General features: G+C 33.6%; 29 protein-coding genes. 1 reads left to right on the top strand and 28 read right to left on the bottom strand.

Features of this window, described 5'->3' with window-relative positions; genetic code table 11:
- Position 1: 1 nt before the first annotated feature.
- From LNP04_RS13565 to LNP04_RS13545, 5 genes are all read right to left on the bottom strand, one after another.
- A complete protein-coding gene (locus tag LNP04_RS13565; RefSeq protein WP_229983470.1) occupies positions 2–1,558 on the bottom strand; it encodes a hypothetical protein in 1,557 nt (518 codons plus the stop codon).
- A gap of 135 nt (positions 1,559–1,693) precedes the next feature.
- Positions 1,694–2,389, bottom strand: a complete 696-nt coding sequence (locus tag LNP04_RS13560; RefSeq protein ID WP_229983469.1) for a sensor histidine kinase — start codon at positions 2,387–2,389, stop codon at positions 1,694–1,696.
- An 89-nt stretch (positions 2,390–2,478) separates the two neighbouring features.
- Positions 2,479–3,117, bottom strand: coding sequence for a hypothetical protein (locus tag LNP04_RS13555; RefSeq protein ID WP_229983468.1), 639 nt, complete (start codon positions 3,115–3,117; stop codon positions 2,479–2,481).
- A gap of 2 nt (positions 3,118–3,119) precedes the next feature.
- The gene (locus tag LNP04_RS13550; RefSeq protein ID WP_229983467.1) at positions 3,120–3,794 is read right to left on the bottom strand and encodes a hypothetical protein; all 675 of its coding nucleotides are present in this window, start codon (positions 3,792–3,794) and stop codon (positions 3,120–3,122) included.
- A 5-nt stretch (positions 3,795–3,799) separates the two neighbouring features.
- Complete coding sequence (locus LNP04_RS13545) at positions 3,800–4,432, bottom strand: response regulator transcription factor (protein ID WP_229983466.1); 633 nt, start codon at positions 4,430–4,432, stop codon at positions 3,800–3,802.
- Positions 4,433–4,611: 179 nt separating this feature from the next.
- On the opposite strand from LNP04_RS13545, the gene LNP04_RS13540 reads away from it, so the two are divergent.
- Positions 4,612–5,040 carry a hypothetical protein gene (locus tag LNP04_RS13540; RefSeq protein WP_229983465.1) on the top strand — a complete coding sequence of 143 codons (429 nt, stop codon included), beginning with the start codon at positions 4,612–4,614 and terminating at the stop codon, positions 5,038–5,040.
- A gap of 37 nt (positions 5,041–5,077) precedes the next feature.
- Here LNP04_RS13540 and LNP04_RS13535 read toward each other — a convergent pair whose 3' ends face one another.
- The 23 genes from LNP04_RS13535 to rpsC form a co-directional block, all read right to left on the bottom strand.
- On the bottom strand, positions 5,078–5,902 hold the full coding sequence (locus LNP04_RS13535; protein ID WP_229983464.1) for an N-acetylmuramoyl-L-alanine amidase: 825 nt from the start codon (positions 5,900–5,902) through the stop codon (positions 5,078–5,080).
- Positions 5,903–6,023: 121 nt separating this feature from the next.
- Complete coding sequence (gene rplQ / locus LNP04_RS13530) at positions 6,024–6,551, bottom strand: 50S ribosomal protein L17 (protein ID WP_229983463.1); 528 nt, start codon at positions 6,549–6,551, stop codon at positions 6,024–6,026.
- A gap of 6 nt (positions 6,552–6,557) precedes the next feature.
- A complete protein-coding gene (locus LNP04_RS13525; RefSeq protein WP_047442244.1) occupies positions 6,558–7,553 on the bottom strand; it encodes a DNA-directed RNA polymerase subunit alpha in 996 nt (331 codons plus the stop codon).
- A gap of 33 nt (positions 7,554–7,586) precedes the next feature.
- Positions 7,587–8,195 carry a 30S ribosomal protein S4 gene (gene rpsD, locus LNP04_RS13520; RefSeq protein WP_129535099.1) on the bottom strand — a complete coding sequence of 203 codons (609 nt, stop codon included), beginning with the start codon at positions 8,193–8,195 and terminating at the stop codon, positions 7,587–7,589.
- Positions 8,196–8,214: 19 nt separating this feature from the next.
- Positions 8,215–8,604 (bottom strand): 30S ribosomal protein S11, encoded by a 390-nt coding sequence (gene rpsK / locus LNP04_RS13515; RefSeq protein ID WP_129535100.1) that lies wholly within the window; start codon positions 8,602–8,604, stop codon positions 8,215–8,217.
- Positions 8,605–8,616: 12 nt separating this feature from the next.
- Positions 8,617–8,994: a 30S ribosomal protein S13 gene (rpsM, locus tag LNP04_RS13510; RefSeq protein WP_047442246.1), complete on the bottom strand. Its 378-nt coding sequence runs from the start codon at positions 8,992–8,994 to the stop codon at positions 8,617–8,619.
- Between the two features lie 3 nt (positions 8,995–8,997).
- Positions 8,998–9,114 (bottom strand): 50S ribosomal protein L36, encoded by a 117-nt coding sequence (gene rpmJ, locus LNP04_RS13505; protein ID WP_007839480.1) that lies wholly within the window; start codon positions 9,112–9,114, stop codon positions 8,998–9,000.
- Between the two features lie 165 nt (positions 9,115–9,279).
- Complete coding sequence (gene infA / locus LNP04_RS13500) at positions 9,280–9,495, bottom strand: translation initiation factor IF-1 (protein WP_027387199.1); 216 nt, start codon at positions 9,493–9,495, stop codon at positions 9,280–9,282.
- Between the two features lie 3 nt (positions 9,496–9,498).
- A complete protein-coding gene (gene secY, locus LNP04_RS13495; RefSeq protein WP_129535101.1) occupies positions 9,499–10,878 on the bottom strand; it encodes a preprotein translocase subunit SecY in 1,380 nt (459 codons plus the stop codon).
- A gap of 8 nt (positions 10,879–10,886) precedes the next feature.
- Positions 10,887–11,336 carry a 50S ribosomal protein L15 gene (rplO, locus tag LNP04_RS13490; protein WP_129535102.1) on the bottom strand — a complete coding sequence of 150 codons (450 nt, stop codon included), beginning with the start codon at positions 11,334–11,336 and terminating at the stop codon, positions 10,887–10,889.
- A gap of 19 nt (positions 11,337–11,355) precedes the next feature.
- Positions 11,356–11,532 carry a 50S ribosomal protein L30 gene (gene rpmD, locus LNP04_RS13485; protein WP_047442249.1) on the bottom strand — a complete coding sequence of 59 codons (177 nt, stop codon included), beginning with the start codon at positions 11,530–11,532 and terminating at the stop codon, positions 11,356–11,358.
- 10 nt (positions 11,533–11,542) lie between these two features.
- Positions 11,543–12,064 (bottom strand): 30S ribosomal protein S5, encoded by a 522-nt coding sequence (gene rpsE / locus LNP04_RS13480; protein WP_229983462.1) that lies wholly within the window; start codon positions 12,062–12,064, stop codon positions 11,543–11,545.
- A 19-nt stretch (positions 12,065–12,083) separates the two neighbouring features.
- Positions 12,084–12,437 (bottom strand): 50S ribosomal protein L18, encoded by a 354-nt coding sequence (rplR, locus tag LNP04_RS13475; protein ID WP_047442251.1) that lies wholly within the window; start codon positions 12,435–12,437, stop codon positions 12,084–12,086.
- 14 nt (positions 12,438–12,451) lie between these two features.
- A complete protein-coding gene (gene rplF / locus LNP04_RS13470; protein WP_229983461.1) occupies positions 12,452–12,997 on the bottom strand; it encodes a 50S ribosomal protein L6 in 546 nt (181 codons plus the stop codon).
- 17 nt (positions 12,998–13,014) lie between these two features.
- On the bottom strand, positions 13,015–13,413 hold the full coding sequence (rpsH, locus tag LNP04_RS13465) for a 30S ribosomal protein S8 (RefSeq protein ID WP_129535106.1): 399 nt from the start codon (positions 13,411–13,413) through the stop codon (positions 13,015–13,017).
- 351 nt (positions 13,414–13,764) lie between these two features.
- Positions 13,765–14,034 (bottom strand): 30S ribosomal protein S14, encoded by a 270-nt coding sequence (gene rpsN, locus LNP04_RS13460; protein WP_047442254.1) that lies wholly within the window; start codon positions 14,032–14,034, stop codon positions 13,765–13,767.
- Between the two features lie 3 nt (positions 14,035–14,037).
- Positions 14,038–14,589, bottom strand: coding sequence for a 50S ribosomal protein L5 (gene rplE, locus LNP04_RS13455; RefSeq protein ID WP_229983460.1), 552 nt, complete (start codon positions 14,587–14,589; stop codon positions 14,038–14,040).
- A gap of 12 nt (positions 14,590–14,601) precedes the next feature.
- On the bottom strand, positions 14,602–14,928 hold the full coding sequence (rplX, locus tag LNP04_RS13450; protein ID WP_047442256.1) for a 50S ribosomal protein L24: 327 nt from the start codon (positions 14,926–14,928) through the stop codon (positions 14,602–14,604).
- Positions 14,929–14,948: 20 nt separating this feature from the next.
- Positions 14,949–15,317, bottom strand: a complete 369-nt coding sequence (gene rplN, locus LNP04_RS13445) for a 50S ribosomal protein L14 (protein WP_034684837.1) — start codon at positions 15,315–15,317, stop codon at positions 14,949–14,951.
- On the bottom strand, positions 15,317–15,571 hold the full coding sequence (gene rpsQ, locus LNP04_RS13440; RefSeq protein WP_027383312.1) for a 30S ribosomal protein S17: 255 nt from the start codon (positions 15,569–15,571) through the stop codon (positions 15,317–15,319). Before rpsQ ends, rplN begins: the two co-directional genes overlap by 1 nt.
- A gap of 11 nt (positions 15,572–15,582) precedes the next feature.
- Complete coding sequence (gene rpmC / locus LNP04_RS13435) at positions 15,583–15,768, bottom strand: 50S ribosomal protein L29 (RefSeq protein WP_047442257.1); 186 nt, start codon at positions 15,766–15,768, stop codon at positions 15,583–15,585.
- A gap of 11 nt (positions 15,769–15,779) precedes the next feature.
- On the bottom strand, positions 15,780–16,205 hold the full coding sequence (rplP, locus tag LNP04_RS13430) for a 50S ribosomal protein L16 (protein ID WP_079463782.1): 426 nt from the start codon (positions 16,203–16,205) through the stop codon (positions 15,780–15,782).
- Between the two features lie 78 nt (positions 16,206–16,283).
- Positions 16,284–17,027: a 30S ribosomal protein S3 gene (gene rpsC, locus LNP04_RS13425; RefSeq protein WP_229983459.1), complete on the bottom strand. Its 744-nt coding sequence runs from the start codon at positions 17,025–17,027 to the stop codon at positions 16,284–16,286.
- Between the last annotated feature and the right edge of the window lie 7 nt (positions 17,028–17,034).

Here is a 17,034-nt window from a genome sequence, read left to right as displayed (position 1 = left end):
CTTACGGATTAGGAGTTGATAATTGTAAAAATTTCCCTCTTTGTGTATTAGTTAAGTTATAAGTTATTGCAAAGAAAATTCCTATCTTATAACTGTTTACGTATTTTGTCTCATCAAGATTAAAACTTGATGGCAAAGCTATTTGACCAGTATATTTCTGAAATTCGGGATTCATTTCTTTGATTTTTTTAAACGAAGGACCAGCAGTAAATATAACCTTATTAGATCTACCCCAAAGTAAACTAGGACCTATATATATTGAACTGATATCGAAATTAGCAACGTCTAAAGCCGTTCCAAGAGAAAAACCAAAGGCAATATTGTTACTACTTCTCTTACTTGCATGTAGCAAACCAACTAACTTTGGGGAATAATCACTTTTTGTGCTACTTAGGAGATATTTATTTCCAACATTATCTTCATTAATTACATACTCTTGATTTTTCGATCCAAAATCCAGACTCACACCAACTCCAAAATCTAAACGCATTCCGCCTTTCACAAACTCCTTGTATGAAAATTTCTTGGTTGAACTGAAAATTACATATTCATCATCAATTTTCTTTTTCTCTTTAATATCAATATCGAAACTAAGATAATCTCCATAAGCTTGTATTGGCTCAGAAACATAAACATAGGAATCTTTATTTAATAAAACTCTATTAACAATCTCTACATAATTGAGTTTTTGATGAAGATTCATCTTATTAATATCTACGTCTGTTTTTGTTATATATGTTTTCCACTCATCAATTTCTTTTTTAATGTTTTCTGAAACAAAAGTATTTCCGGTACTATTAAATTCCAAAATAATATCTTGAACTTCTTTTGAATCAAGAAAATCTTTAAACTCGATTTTACATTCTAAATATTCGTTTAATGTGACATATTTATCCTCATGTTTTTTTGCATTTAATATGGCTGATCTTTCAAACGAATCCAATGTATTTGTTTTTAGATTAGAATCTTGATATAATTTTTTATAAATGTCATAAGTCAAATGAGGAGTATTAATTTTTTCCAAATAATTATTATAACTACCATTCATTTTATTAATAACATAAACATATATTTGCATTCTTTGAGATAGTACGGATAACTTTTTCTTGAATTCAGAATACAACTTATTAGCAGTATCAGGTTTACTTGATTTAAAATCTAAAGCTTCATTTGATATGTTTAAATCTTCGCTGCTAAAATCTTTGGATTGTGATAGATTTTTAATTATAAAATTTTGTTTTTCTAATTTTTTATCAAAAATCTGTAACTCAATATTTGCAGATGTTGGTACTTTCCCATCTATATTATCTGTTTTTGCAGGAGCTCTTAACCCAATAGTACTATCAAGATCTTCTCCTATTATTCCTTTAATAACAGGATTATAAAATATTCGGTTGATATTTTTTATTTTAAAAACAATCGGTTTTCCAAATTCCGGCTCTACACCATTTTTTTCAAAGATCCCTTTTGAGAAATCGTACACTATTGAATCTTGTTTTTGCGCAAATAATGGACTGCAAAAAATCATTGTTAGATAAAAATAAATTTTAGTTTTCATGGCTAATAGTTTTTAAAGTTTACACTTCAAATTTCGTCCTTGCAATAAAATAAATCAATTACACGAAAGGGTGATTCTAACAACAAAAAGCAGCACCATAAAATGATGCTGCTTTTTTAAATATTTTTAAGGAGATTATAAATTAATCTTGAAAAAAATAGAAGTTCCTTTTTCTGTGGATGAAATTTCAAATTTTCCGCAGGATTCTTTCATTCTGCGATCCATATTCCTGAGACCGTTCCCTGATGCATTTTCTATTTTAAATCCTCTACCATTGTCTGATATTTCCATAATCAAATATTTACTCTCCTGAATAAACGAAAGCTTTAGTTGATCTGCACCACTATATTTATACGCGTTATTTAAAGCTTCTTTGATACAGAGAAACATACTACGTCTTAATTCTGTTGAGATAGGTGTCTCCGAAACAATTTGATCTCTATCAAAAGTCAACACAATCGGTGTCTTTTTCAAAAAACCCTCCGCATAAATTTTAGCATATTCAACGAAACTTCCAACGGTATCATTTCCTGAATTTAAACTCCAAAGCATTTCGCGCATTGAGATATTCATTTCTTCGGAAGTTTTTAGGAGTTCATTGATATCGTTTATTAAATCTTCGTCATCTGCTTTTTGTTTTAGAAATTCTGCCTGAAGTTTGAGTGCGGAAATTCCTGCTCCGAGATCATCGTGCATGTCGTGAGAAATGCGTTCACGTTCTAGCTCTATAGACTTTTGTTTTTCGAGTTCTTTTTGGAGAAGTTGGTTTTGGTATTCGGATTCTTTGAGTTGGTTTTCTCGTAAATGAAGAAGTTGTCTTTTATTGTACATTAAAATCACAAAAATTATAAAACAAACAAATAACATCATTATTGAGATTGCAATAATGTAAGCTAATTTTATATCATCCTGAATATGAGTCATAAATTTAAATTCTTTTCATATTTTATTAGTGAGATATAAAACATAATATACATCCCAATATTAATAATATTCTGCCCTTCTCTTAAAAATTGCAGAAATTCTTTATCTTCTTTTGCAAAATAAAACATCGGGGCAACCCTAAAAAGGAAAAAACAACTCCACATTAATAATGCTGTAGATATCCAAAACGTAGGGTCTTCAGTAATTTTGTATTCATCAAAAAAAGAAATTTTCTGATAAAACCATAAAATAGAATTGACAATAAAAAATGATAAAAGTGCTATTCCTATATTTTTATCAAAATCTAAATCTAAAAAATTCGAAAAAAATAGAATATGAATTAAAACTATTATCGTTGTAAAAAAAGATATTTTTTTTAAATTATTTATTAGAATTTTAGAAAAATAAAAATAGAAATATATTATAGAAAAAATATCATATAAATTATATAATAATCCAATTTTAGATTCTGGATATATTATATAAAGTAAAAAAGAAACGGTATCAGTCAGAAAAGAAACTGCCAGATAAATTAATAAATAATTTTGAGCAGAAAGGCTGTACCTTCTGCTCAAAATATATGATTTTATAGCTACTAATAATAAAATTATTTTATATATTATTCCTATAATCATTTTTATGGTCTTAAATCTCCCATATCAAAATGAGCAAATCTTCCTGTTGAAATTGTTGGTACATTACAATTAATTCTAAGGATTTCCAACATCAGATTTGGTCTAACTGAGCCATTATAAAACCTTCCTCCTCTTAGAAAGAAACACGAACCATATCTTATAAAATTATTATTAATTTTGCTCATTGGATATGTAATATAAGTGGTAATATTTCCGTATTTTGCTATATTTAGATAATAATCTTCAAAGGCATCTATATATCTTCCATAATTAGCTACATCATTCATATCAAATATGAGATCTTCTCTATCTAATATATAAACCGAGCTATCGTCAAATGAACTATGATTTGCATTCTCATTATCATTGTTAAACCAAAATAATAATGAGACATTATTATCTTTAAGAATGAAATAAATATGTAAGTAGCTCCAATTTCTTGGTTTCTCTATATGCATGATACTATCAAGATTATTTACTTTAAAAGATGAAGGTAAATAATCTTGATATATTTGTCCATTGCTTGCTAATACTGATGATTGTTCTGTTGATATTTCATCCGCCATTAAAATTTTCAAAAAGCCATCGTTACCAATAAATCCTTCACAAGGAAACGCTCTTATTCTCTCAATTAGTAATTCTTTTAATTGTTCACAATTGTTTTGATTTTCATCCATAATTTCTAGTTTTTAAAATAGTTAAATTTATTAATAGCCTCCACTTTATTATTGACGTGGAGTTTTCTGTAAATGTTTCCGACGTGTTTTTTTACCGTATCGATGCTTACAAATATTTTATCTGCGATTTCTTTATATAAAAGTCCTTGAGATAACAATTCTACGATTTCCGTTTCACGTTTTGTGAGTTCTTCAAAATCTTTCACTTCAATTCTTTTCTTTTCAAAATGAGCTAAAACTCTTCTTGCAATAGAAAAACTCATGGGAGCGCCTCCGTTGTAAACGTCACGGATTGATGACAGAATCTTATCCATACTCTCGCCTTTGATGAGATATCCCAATGCGCCAGCTTTTAATGAATTGAAAATCATTTCGTCATTCTCAAAGCTTGTACACATAATGAATTGTGTTGTCGGCAAATCTTTTTTCAACTTTTCGATAATATCGATCCCAAGCATATCCTGCAGCTGGATATCCATCATGACTACGTCAGGAGAAAGATTAGATAAATTTTTGAGAGCAGCATTTCCGTCAAAAAACTGTGCGATCACCTTCATATCAGTCTGGTAATCGATCACTTTCTTCAACGCATTGTTGTAGTTTTTTTCGTCTTCTACTATGGCTATGGAAATGCTCATGTTATTTGATTTCGTTAAGACAAATTTCAACAGAAAACAAAGCAGAAACAATTACACATTTGTGTAATATTAGAATTTTGAGTTCAGGATTATTGGTTTGTTTTTTGTTTTTATTAAATTTAAAGAAAATTTCACAATTAGGGAATTAATTTAAATTAATAATGATAAAAATATATTGAATGAAAAAAGGTATTCTAATCGCTGCATCTTTTTTGGCTATATCGCAAATTAGCTGCAAAAAAAATGAGAGTGGAAATAAAGGAATTGTAAAAACCGAAAATTCTGAACAAATAGTTCTCGCAGACGACGGAAAAGCAGATTCAACAATTGCTTACAATGTTGATGTAAATGGAAAGAAAACCATCAAAACAGATTATGTTTATAAAGCAACCGACGGAACTTTGGTAAAAGTTGTTTATGACTATAATCCTGAAAAAAGAACTTTGAAAGTGACTAATAACAACAAGACTTTTGTACTGGAAAAGTCTGAGGCGAGAACCAATGAGACAATTTACGAAAAGGCAGATATGAAAGCTATTGTAAAAGGTGACAGTTTAATTATTCACCAGGGTGATAACATTATCGAATTAGTAAAAACTAAAATATAAAAAACAAAAAACCGCTCAGAATTCTGAGCGGTTTTTATTATACTTTCTGTAATAATGATCCATTTATCCAGCCATACAAAGGTTCTTCTCCTTCTTTAGGTTTTTCTAACACATACACATAAAACCAGCCTAGCTTACTTTTTAGGAATTCAACTTTAGCATCTTTCTGAAGTTGTCTTAGAGATTCAAATTCTGTACCTGCTCCTTTTCTAATATTGACGTTATTGACAGTAACTTTATAAATATCTGCAGTATCATCATCACGCCCGAATAATTTAGCACGAAAGCTTTCCATCGGAAAAGCCGGACCGGGATCGTTTTTTCTGTAGGGTGAAACATCATCATGTCCCAAAACTTCCTTGACGTTATAATTTTCCATTAATAGTTTACATACTTTAAAACATGCATCTATCTGTTTTTCGGTAAAACTGTGCCAATAGGTTACATTTTTTTCATGTTTATGTTTGCCTTCAACCACAACATCCTTAGGATATTCTTTTTCGAACCAAGAATAAAATCTATCATTTACTTTTGTTAGCCTTCCAGGATTATCTAGTTCGATCCCTATCGAAAAGTCATTCAACCCTGACCTGTCTGCCCATCTGCTTTTTCCGGCGTGCCAAGCTTTTTTACCAAATTCAATCATCTGGGTGATTTTTCCTTCCCTGTCTATGACAAGATGCGCCGAAGCTTTTGCAGCAGGATCTTTAAACCAGCTAATAGAACTTTCTGCACTGCGACCTGCCGTAAAATGAATAATTATAGTATTGGGATTCATGTCACCACCCTTATTTGGGGTGTCTGTAAAACTTATACTTTCATTGGAAAGTGTTTTTGATAATTTGTTTTTTAAAATTTTCATGTTTGTATTATTTTAATTTATACAAATATCTATCGTTTTCAAACATTAGTCAATTACACTTTCGGGTACAAAAAAACCGCTCAGAAATCCGAGCGGTTTTTTTTATATCTCTGTATGAATATTACTCACCAGCTTTTTCTTCAGTAGAATCTGTAGCTTCTGCCTTAGGCTCTTCTACTTTTTCTTCTACTACAGGAGCTTCAGCAACCACAGCTTCTTTCTTAGTAGCTGTTGTAGATCTTCTGCTTCTTCTTGTCGTCTTCTTCTCCTCAGCATTAGGATTATAAAGCTCATTGAAATCAACTAACTCGATCAAAGCAGTATCTGCAGCATCACCAGGTCTGAAACCAGTCTTGATGATTCTCGTATAACCACCGTTTCTTTCAGCGATTTTCGGAGCTACAGTTCTGAATAATTCAGTAACCGCTTCTTTACTTTGAAGATATGAAAAAACAATTCTTCTGTTGTGTGTAGTATCTTCTTTTGCTTTTGTTAATAGAGGCTCAACGTATACTCTTAAAGCTTTCGCTTTAGCTACAGTAGTGTTGATTCTTTTATGCTCAATCAGAGAACAAGCCATATTAGAAAGTAACGCGCTTCTGTGAGAAGCTGTTCTTCCTAAGTGATTGAATTTTTTACCGTGTCTCATTATTATTTAATTATCAGCGTCTAATTTATATTTTGCAACGTCGAAACCGAAGTTAAGACCTTTTGAATGCACTAATTCTTCTAGTTCTGTCAAAGATTTTTTACCAAAATTTCTGAATTTCATCAAATCAGACTTACTGTAAGAAACTAGTTCTCCCAATGTTTCAACTTCAGCCGCTTTTAGACAGTTTAAGGCTCTTACAGAAAGATCCATATCTGCTAATTTAGACTTAAGAAGTTGTCTTGTGTGAAGAGTTTCTTCATCGTATTGGATAGATGCCTTTACAGCTTCAGTTTCTAGAGTGATTCTCTCATCAGAGAACAACATGAAGTGATAAATCAATATCTTAGAAGCTTCAGTTAAAGCATTCTGAGGGCTTATAGAACCGTCAGTTTCAATATCTAATACTAATTTTTCGTAGTCTGTTTTTTGCTCTACACGATAATTTTCAATGCTGTACTGCACTTTTTTGATCGGCGTAAAAATAGAGTCAATAGCAATAGTTCCTACAGGAGCATTGTTTGACTTGTTCTGGTCTGAAGGTACATACCCTCTTCCTTTTTCTACATTAAACGTGATTTCGAAAGTTACATCTGAGTTTAGGTTACAGATCATCAATTCTGGATTAAGAATCTCAAAACCGTTGATCGATTTACCTAAATCCCCAGCAGTAATTACAGTTTGACCGGAAACTTTAGCAACAACCTGTTCGTTAGTTTGGTTTTCTGCCGTAGCTTTTAATCTTACCTGCTTAAGGTTAAGAATAATTTCGGTAACGTCTTCAATTACTCCTGGAATCGTTGAAAATTCGTGCTCTACACCTTCTATTTTGATAGATGAAATAGCGTATCCTTCCAGAGAAGAAAGCAACACTCTTCTCAAAGCATTACCGATTGTAAGCCCGAAACCTGGTTCTAAAGGTCTGAATTCGAATTGACCTTTAAATTCATCAGAGTTAAGTAGAATTACTTTATCGGGTTTTATGAATTGTAAAATTGCCATATTATTGGGTTGAGCAAAAATTTGATTAAAAAATTATTTAGAGTAAAGTTCGACGATAAGCTGTTCCTTGATGTCTTCCGGGATTTGGATTCTCTCAGGAGCAGATACGAAAGTACCTTGCTTTTTCTCATCGTTGAATTGTAACCACTCATAGTTTGCTTTAGAAGCTAAAGCATCTGCAACAACCTCTAGAGACTTAGATTTTTCTCTTACAGCGATTACATCACCAGCTTTTACCAAATAAGAAGGAATGTTAAGGATCTCACCATTCACTGTGATGTGTCTGTGAGAAGTCAACTGTCTTGCACCAGCTCTGGTTTTAGCAAAACCTAATCTGTATACAACGTTATCCAATCTTGATTCGCAAAGCTGTAATAAAACTTCACCTGTTACACCTTTACTTCTGTGCGCTTTTTCGAATAAGTTAGCAAACTGTCTTTCTAAAATACCATAAGTATATTTAGCTTTTTGCTTTTCCATCAACTGGACAGCGTATTCAGATTTCTTTGCTCCTCTTCTTTTGTTAACACCATGTTGTCCTGGCGGTTGGTTTTTTCTTTTCTCGAAGTTCTTATCATCTCCGTAGATTGCAGCACCAAACTTTCTAGCAATCTTTGTTTTAGGTCCAATATATCTTGCCATAATGGGTAAATTCTAAAAATTAAACTCTTCTTCTTTTTGGTGGTCTACATCCATTGTGTGGCATAGGAGTAACGTCAATAATTTCGCTAACCTCGATACCTGAATTGTGAATTGTTCTGATAGCAGATTCTCTACCTGCACCAGGACCTTTCACATACACCTTTACTCTTCTTAAACCAGCCTCGTGAGCTACGTTTGAGCAATTTTCTGCTGCCATTTGAGCAGCAAAAGGAGTGTTCTTTTTAGAACCTCTGAACCCCATTTTACCGGCAGATGCCCAAGAGATAACTTCTCCGTTTTTATTTGTTAAAGAAATGATGATGTTATTGAAAGAAGCTTGAATATGCGCTTCACCAATAGCCTCAACTTTTACTTTTCTTTTTTTAACTACTTTACTTTGTTTTGCCATAATTCCTAACGATTATTTACTTGCTTTTTTCTTGTTAGCAACTGTTTTTCTCTTTCCTTTACGGGTTCTCGAGTTGTTTTTCGTTCTCTGGCCTCTTAAAGGTAGTCCTAGTCTGTGACGTATTCCTCGTTGGCATCCTATGTCCATTAATCGCTTAATGTTCAATTGCACTTCAGATCTAAGCTCACCTTCTACTTTAATGTTTTCAGTGATGTAATTTCTGATTGCAGCCAATTCATCGTCATTCCATTCGTTGACTTTCTTGTCTTCGCTGATACCGGCAGCTTTAAGGATTTCAGAAGAAGTACTTCTTCCTACCCCATAGATGTAAGTTAAACCGATAACACCTCTTTTGTTTTTTGGTAAATCAATACCTGAAATTCTCGCCATAATTTAGCCTTGTCTTTGTTTAAATTTTGGGTTCTTCTTGTTGATTACAAATAGAACGCCTTTTCTGCGAACGATCTTGCAATCAGCACTTCTTTTTTTAATTGATGCTCTAACTTTCATTTGATATATATAATCTTTTAAAAAGGACAAATGGAATCTTTCGATTTCATTTGAAATATAATTATTATTTTATACTAATACAGTCATCAAAATGACTTCAATATTGAGTATTTATTTTTTAACAATAGCCAAATGGAGATCAAAAGATTCCATTTGGCATTTTGTTTAATATCTAAATGTAATTCTCCCTTTTGATAAATCGTAAGGAGACATTTCAAGTTTTACCTTATCACCAGGTAAAAGTTTAATATAATGCATTCTCATTTTACCAGAAATATGAGCGATAAGCATATGCCCATTTTCTAGTTCTACACGGAACTGGGCGTTCGAAAGTGCTTCCGTAATAACGCCATCCTGTTCAATATGTTTCTGTTTTGCCATAAATTAATATCCAGTCGATCTTGATAGTTTAGACTGCATTAAGCCATCATAATGATGATTCAGCAGATATGTGTTAATCTGTTGAACAGTATCTAATACCACCCCAACCATAATTAGCAACGAAGTTCCCCCGAAAAATAGGGCGAACGCATCTGTCTGAACAAGACTACCATGCACTATTGCTGGAAGGACTGCAAAGATAGATAAAAATATTGCACCTGGCAAGGTAATTTTTGATAAAATGTCATCTAAGTAATCAGCTGTCTCTTTACCAGGTCTTACCTTCGGTACCAAACCTCCGTTTCTTTTTAAATCATCAGCCATTTGGTTCACCGGAATTGTAATTGCGGTATAGAAAAATGAAAAGATAATAATCAATAGTGCGAACAATACATTGTACTGCCAGCTAAAAACATTCTTGAAGCCTGCAAGAAAAGTATTCGACTCATCAAATTTTGTCAATAAACCAGGTACAAACATTAATGCCTGAGCAAAAATGATTGGCATAACCCCAGCCGCATTAACTTTCAATGGAATCCACTGTCTTGCTCCCTGCATAAGATTTTTATTAACACCTCCTCTTGCCTGAGCTCTGCTTACATACTGAATAGGGATTTTTCTGACAGCAACAGATAGTACCACTGCTAAAAGAACAACCAACATCCAGAATATTACTTCAACCAAAATCATGATCGATCCTAATCCTCCTTTTCCGTTCTGTACAGCGATTTCCTGTACAAATGCTTCTGGTAATCTAGATAAAATACCTACCATAATAAGGATAGAAATACCATTTCCAATACCTTTATCAGTAATTTTTTCACCTAACCACATTGCAAATACAGAACCACCTACCAAGATAACAATACTTGGCAACCAGAACATAATAGAGTTTGGATCTACGAAATATGCAGACTGGAACTGAGCATACGGTAAGAATAATTGAGTAATAGAAGTTAAATAAGAAGGTGCCTGTACAAGACAAACCCCAATAGTTAACCATCTAGTAATTTGATTCAATGTATTTCTACCAGACTCTCCGTCTTTTTGAAGCTTCTGAAGATAAGGGATAGCCATCCCCATCAACTGAACAATAATAGAAGCAGAAATATAAGGCATGATACCTAACGCCATTACAGAAGCGTGGCTGAAAGCCCCTCCTGTAAACGACGAAAGCAAGCCAAGGAGACCTGCTCCTTGCTTGTTACCGCCTTGATTTTTATAATGCTCTAAGAGATCTCCTACTTCTGCAAGGTTAATTGCAGGTAAAGAGATGAAAGATGCGAATCTATACACAAGGATAATACCTAAAGTAAAGAGAATTTTGTCTCTCAGTTCTTTAAGGCTCCAAATATTCTTAAGGGTTTGTATAAATTCTTTCATTAGTAATATTATAAGGTAATTGCTTTTCCACCTGCTTTAGAAATCAATTCTTCTGCAGATTTAGTGAATTTATCAGCAGAAATTGAAACCGCAGATTTCAATTCACCTCTACCCATAATTTTCACTATTTCGTTTTTGGTAGCTAAACCGTTTTGTACCAAAACTTCTTTAGTAATATCTCCTGTTATAGATTTAGTATCAATTAAGTTTTGAATATCATCCAGGTTAATACCTCTGTATTCTTTTCTGTTTACGTTTCTGAAACCGAATTTAGGAAGTCTTCTTTGCAAAGGCATCTGTCCACCTTCAAAACCGATTTTTTGAGAATAACCAGCTCTAGCTTGCTGACCATTGTGACCTTTCCCAGCTGTACCGCCTTTTCCACTACCTTGTCCTCTACCAATTCTCTTTGAACTAAAAGTAGAACCTGCTGCAGGTCTTATGTTGTTTAAATTCATTTTAAAATTATTTTAAAAATTATTTTTGAACTTCAAGTAAGTGACTAACTGCAGCTATCATTCCTAAAATTGAAGGAGTAGCTTCGTGCTCTATAACTTGGTGAAGTTTCTTAAATCCTAATGCTTCAAGCGTTCTCTTTTGGGTTTTTGTTCTACCAATAGCGCTTCTTACTTGTTTTACTTTAATTGTTGCCATTGTATATTTATTAACCGTTAAACACTTTACTTAGAGAAACTCCTCTCATTCTTGCAACTTCTTCTGGTCTTCTGATGTCTAACAATGCTTTGAAAGTCGCCTTTACCACATTGTGAGGGTTTGAAGATCCTTTAGATTTTGAAAGGATATCGTGAATACCTGCAGACTCCAATACTGCTCTTACCGCACCACCGGCGATAAGACCTGTACCGTGAGAAGCTGGTCTCAAGAAGATATCAGCACCACCATATCTAGCAGAACTCTGGTGAGGAATTGTATGGTTCATTACAGGAACTTTTACTAAGTTTTTCTTAGCATCTTCTACTGCTTTAGCAATAGCAGAAGCAACTTCCTTAGATTTTCCTAAACCAAAACCGATAGTTCCAGCTTCGTCTCCTACAACAACAATTGCAGAAAATCCGAAAGCTCTACCTCCTTTAGTTACTTTTGTTACCCTGTTTACGGATACGAGACGATCTTTTAATTCTAATCCTCCCGGTTTTACTCTTTCTATATTATCTAGTCCTAACATATTTTCCGAAATTTAATGATTAGAATTTAAGTCCTCCTTCTCTCGCACCATCAGCTAGAGCCTTAACTCTACCGTGATATACGAAACCGTTTCTGTCAAATACAATAGCTTCAATTCCAGCAGCAATAGCTTTAGCAGCGATAGCTTTACCTACAGCAGCAGAAATTTCACTTTTAGTACCTTTAGCGTCTACGCCTTTTTCTCTCGAAGAAGCTGAAGCTAAAGTTTTACCATCTTTATCGTCTATTAACTGAGCGTAAATTTCCTTATTACTCTTGTATACAGATAATCTTGGCAATTCAGAAGATCCAGAGATTTTCCCTCTTACTCTTCTTTTTATTCTTATTCTTTTTTCTAATTTACTTAGTGCCATTTTCTTAAAATTTATTAAGCAGATTTACCAGCTTTACGTCTAACATTTTCTCCTACGAATCTTACACCTTTTCCTTTGTATGGCTCAGGCTTTCTGAATGAACGGATCTTTGCAGAAACCATCCCTAGAAGTTGCTTGTCATGAGACGTTAAAGTAATAATTGGGTTTTTACCTTTTTCAGTCAATGTATCGATAATTACTTCTTTTGGAAGTTCTAATACGATACCGTGAGAGAATCCTAAAGCTAACTCAAGTTTTTGACCTGAGTGAGAAGCTCTGTAACCTACTCCCACTAATTCCAATTTTTTAGTGAAACCTTCAGCAGTTCCAATAATCATGTTGTTGATCAACGCTCGGTATAAACCGTGCAGCGCTTTGTGTTGTTTAGACTCAGACGGTCTGCTAAATGTAAGCACTCCATCTTCTTGTTCTAAAGTAATTCCTTCTGTAAGTTCCTGAACTAATTCTCCTTTAGGACCTTTTACAGTTACAACGCCATCTTTTTCAGTGACTGTAACTCCAGCTGGAATTGTTATAATTGCTTTACCAATTCTTGACATTTTCCTTTAATTAAAAATTAATAAACATAGCAAATTACTTCACCACCTACTTTTTCTTCTCTAGCTTTCTTATCTGTCATTACTCCTCTAGAAGTTGAGATAATTGCTACACCCAAACCGTTCAATACTCTTGGAAGTTCTGTAGAACCTTTGTATTGTCTTAGACCTGGTCTTGAAGCTCTCTGGATAGATTTGATTGCAGGCTTGTTTGTTTGCTTGTCATACTTAAGAGCGATTTTGATTGTCCCTTGAACAGCGCTATCTTCAAACTTGTAGTTTAAGATATACCCTTGATCAAATAAGATTTTCGTAAGCTCCTTTTTGATTTTCGATGCAGGAATTTCCACCACCTTGTGGCCTGCGCTTTGTGCGTTCCTTACTCTAGTTAGGAAATCTGAAATTGGATCTGTTACCATTTCTTTGTTTTAAATTATTGGTTAATGACAATCAGTATTGAAAAGACTTGAAGATTAAAGACTAAATGGTTCCGAATATTTCTTCGCCTGATCTCTTTACCTTCAGTATCTCAACAACTTAATTGTCACTTTGATTTTTTTAATTTCATTTTATTCTAATAAACATAGCTAAAAAGAAGATTAGTCTGCCAGAGAAATAATAATTTTCCTGAGCGGGTGCAAAAGTACAAAAAAAAATTTAATAATATTTATTTTTCTCTGCCTCTAAGCCGACTACATTTTTGTACTCTATTTATTAAAATACAGCTGACTTATAAAAATATAGAAGTCAGCTGTAAAAATTTTTATTGCTTACCAACTAGCTTTTTTAACGCCTGGGATAAGACCGTTGTTGGCCATTTCTCTGAAAGTTACTCTAGAAATACCGAAGGTTCTCATGTAACCTCTTGGTCTCCCTGTCAACTTACATCTGTTGTGTAATCTAACAGGAGAAGCATTTTTAGGCAATTTTTGAAGTCCTTCGTAATCACCAGCTTCTTTAAGAGCTTTTCTTTTCTCAGCGTATTTAGCTACAGTAGCTTCTCTTTTGCGCTCACGCGCTTTCATTGATTCTTTAGCCATTTCTTAGTTCTTTTTGAACGGTAAACCGAAGTGAGTTAATAATGCTTTAGCTTCTTTGTCTGTTTTCGCAGTTGTAACGAAAGTAATGTCCATCCCTTGGATTTTCTTTACTTTGTCGATTACGATCTCAGGGAAGATAATTTGCTCAGTAATACCTAAGTTATAGTTACCTCTACCATCGAAACCGTCAGCTTTGATACCAGAAAAATCTCTAATACGTGGTAAAGCAGAAGAAGTCAATCTGTCTAAGAATTCGTACATTTTCTGAGCTCTAAGAGTTACCTTAGCACCTACAGGCATACCTTTTCTTAATTTGAAAGCAGCTTCATCCTTTTTTGAAATAGTACCAACGGCTTTTTGCCCGGTAATATTTGTAAGTTCTTCAACAGCATAATCGATGATTTTTTTATCAGCAGTAGCGTCTCCTAAACCTTGAGATAAAATAATTTTCTCTAGTCTTGGTACCTGCATTACTGATTTATATCCGAATTCTTCCATCATTGCTGGAACAATTGTCTCTTGATATGCTTTTTTGGGTCTTGCTATATATTCCATTGTTATTTAAAATTATAAAGTTTCACCCGTTTTTTTGTCGATTCTTACTTTCTTATCTCCGTCGATTTTGTAACCAACTTTGATAGCTTTTCCGTCTTTACCAACTAAAGCTATGTTTGAGATATGAATAGAAGCTTCCTTTTCTGTAATTCCTCCTTGAGGATTTGAAGCTGAAGGCTTAACGTGTTTTTTAACGATGTTAAGTCCTGCAACGATTACTCTAGGGTCTTTTCCTTCTTTTTTGATCACTTCAATAACTTCACCAGTTTTACCTTTGATATCTTTTTTACCAGTGGTAATGATTACGTTATCTCCTCTTTTTATTTTTAACTTTGACATTTTTTTTAAAATTTTAAATATTAAAGTACTTCAGGAGCTAATGAAATGATTTTCATATATTCTTTGTCTCTCAACTCACGAGCCACAGGTCCGAAAACACGTGTTCCTCTCATTTCTCCTCCAGCGTTTAGTAAAACACAAGCATTGTCTTCGAATTTGATGTAAGATCCATCTTTTCTTCTAACTGCTTTTTTAGTTCTTACTACTACCGCCTTTGATACTTGACCTTTCTTAGCGTTTCCTGATGGTGTAGAATCTTTAATAGTAACTACGATTTTATCACCAACTGAAGCATATCTTCTTCTGGTACCTCCCAGAACTCTGATCACTAGTACTTCTTTAGCACCTGTGTTATCAGCAACTTTTAATCTTGATTCTGTTTGTAACATTACTTAGCTTTTTCAATGATTCTTACTAATCTCCATCTCTTGCTCTTGCTCAAAGGTCTTGTTTCTGTAATCAATACAGTATCTCCTTCTGTGCATTCGTTGTTCTCGTCGTGTGCAGTATATTTTTTCGTTTTCAAAACGAATTTACCGTACATCGGGTGCTTTACTCTTGTAGTTTCACTAACAACAATAGTTTTTTCCATTTTATTGCTGGAAACCACTCCGATTCTTTCTTTTCTTAAATTTCTATCCATTGTAAAAAGGATTATTGTTTGTTAGTTAACTCAGTGTTTAGTCTTGCGATTGTCTTTCTCAAATCTCTGATTTGGATTGGATTTTCAAGTGGACTGATTTTGTGAGCCAATTTCATTTTTGAGAATTGAGCTTTAGCTTCAGCCAATTTTGCTTGAATATCTTCAGCGCTTAGATTTTTAATTTCAGCTTGTTTCATTGTTTCAGAGATTAAAGAGGTTTAACAAAATCGTTTGCAACTATAAATCTAGTCGTAACTGGTAATTTCTGTGCAGCAAGTCTTAAAGCTTCCTTAGCGATATCGTAAGATACTCCTCCGATTTCGAACATAATTTTACCTGGTTTTACTACAGCTACCCAATATTCTACAGCACCTTTACCTTTACCCATCCTTACTTCGGCTGGTTTCTTAGTAATAGGCTTATCCGGGAATATTTTGATCCATAGTTGACCTTCTCTTTTCATATATCTTGTCGCAGCGATACGAGCAGCTTCGATCTGTCTAGCAGTGATCCAAGCACCTTCATTAGCTTTGATTCCGAAAGTTCCGTAAGCAAGTTGATTACCTCTTTGAGCAATCCCCTTCATTTTCATCTTATGAACTCTACGGAATTTGGTTCTTTTTGGTTGTAACATAATTTCTTAAATTTTAGATTTTAGAATTTAGATTTTAAAAAAGTAACGGTCATTTAAAAACTATCCTCTAAAATTTTATTAATTATTTTTTTTATCTCTAGAAGGTCTTCTGTTGTCTCTGTCTCCACCTCCTCTGTTTCCACCATTTGAAGGACCACCTTTCTTCTGTTGTCCTACTAATGGAGAAAGATCTCTTCTTCCGTAAACTTCTCCTTTCATGATCCACACTTTTACTCCTAACTTACCGTATTGAGTTAATGCTTCACCGATATGATAATCGATATCTGCTCTGAAAGTTGACAATGGAATTCTTCCATCTTTGAAGTTTTCAGAACGTGCCATTTCAGCACCATTCAATCTACCAGAGATTTGAACTTTGATACCTTCAGCACCCATTCTCATTGTAGAAGCGATTGCCATTTTCACAGCTCTTCTGTATGAGATACGGTTTTCGATCTGCTTAGCGATACTGTCTGCAACTAATACTGCATCAAGCTCAGGTCTTTTGATTTCGAAAATATTGATTTGAATATCCTTTTTAGTAAGTTTCTTCAATTCTTCTTTTAACTTGTCAACTTCCTGACCTCCTTTACCGATGATTAATCCCGGTCTAGCAGTAGTGATTGTTACTGTTACTAATTTAAGTGTTCTTTCAATATAAATTTTTGAAATTCCACCTTTAGATAATCTTGCTTCAAGGTATCTTCTGATTTTGTAATCTTCAGCGATTCTATCACCGTAGTTTTTACCACCAAACCAGTTAGAATCCCATCCTCTGATGATACCTAATCTGTTACCAATTGGATTTGTCTTCTGTCCCATACCTTGA

It is taken from the genome of Chryseobacterium sp. C-71 (assembly GCF_020911865.1).
Classification (GTDB): domain Bacteria; phylum Bacteroidota; class Bacteroidia; order Flavobacteriales; family Weeksellaceae; genus Chryseobacterium.
This window is presented reverse-complemented; position numbering and strand designations above follow the sequence as displayed.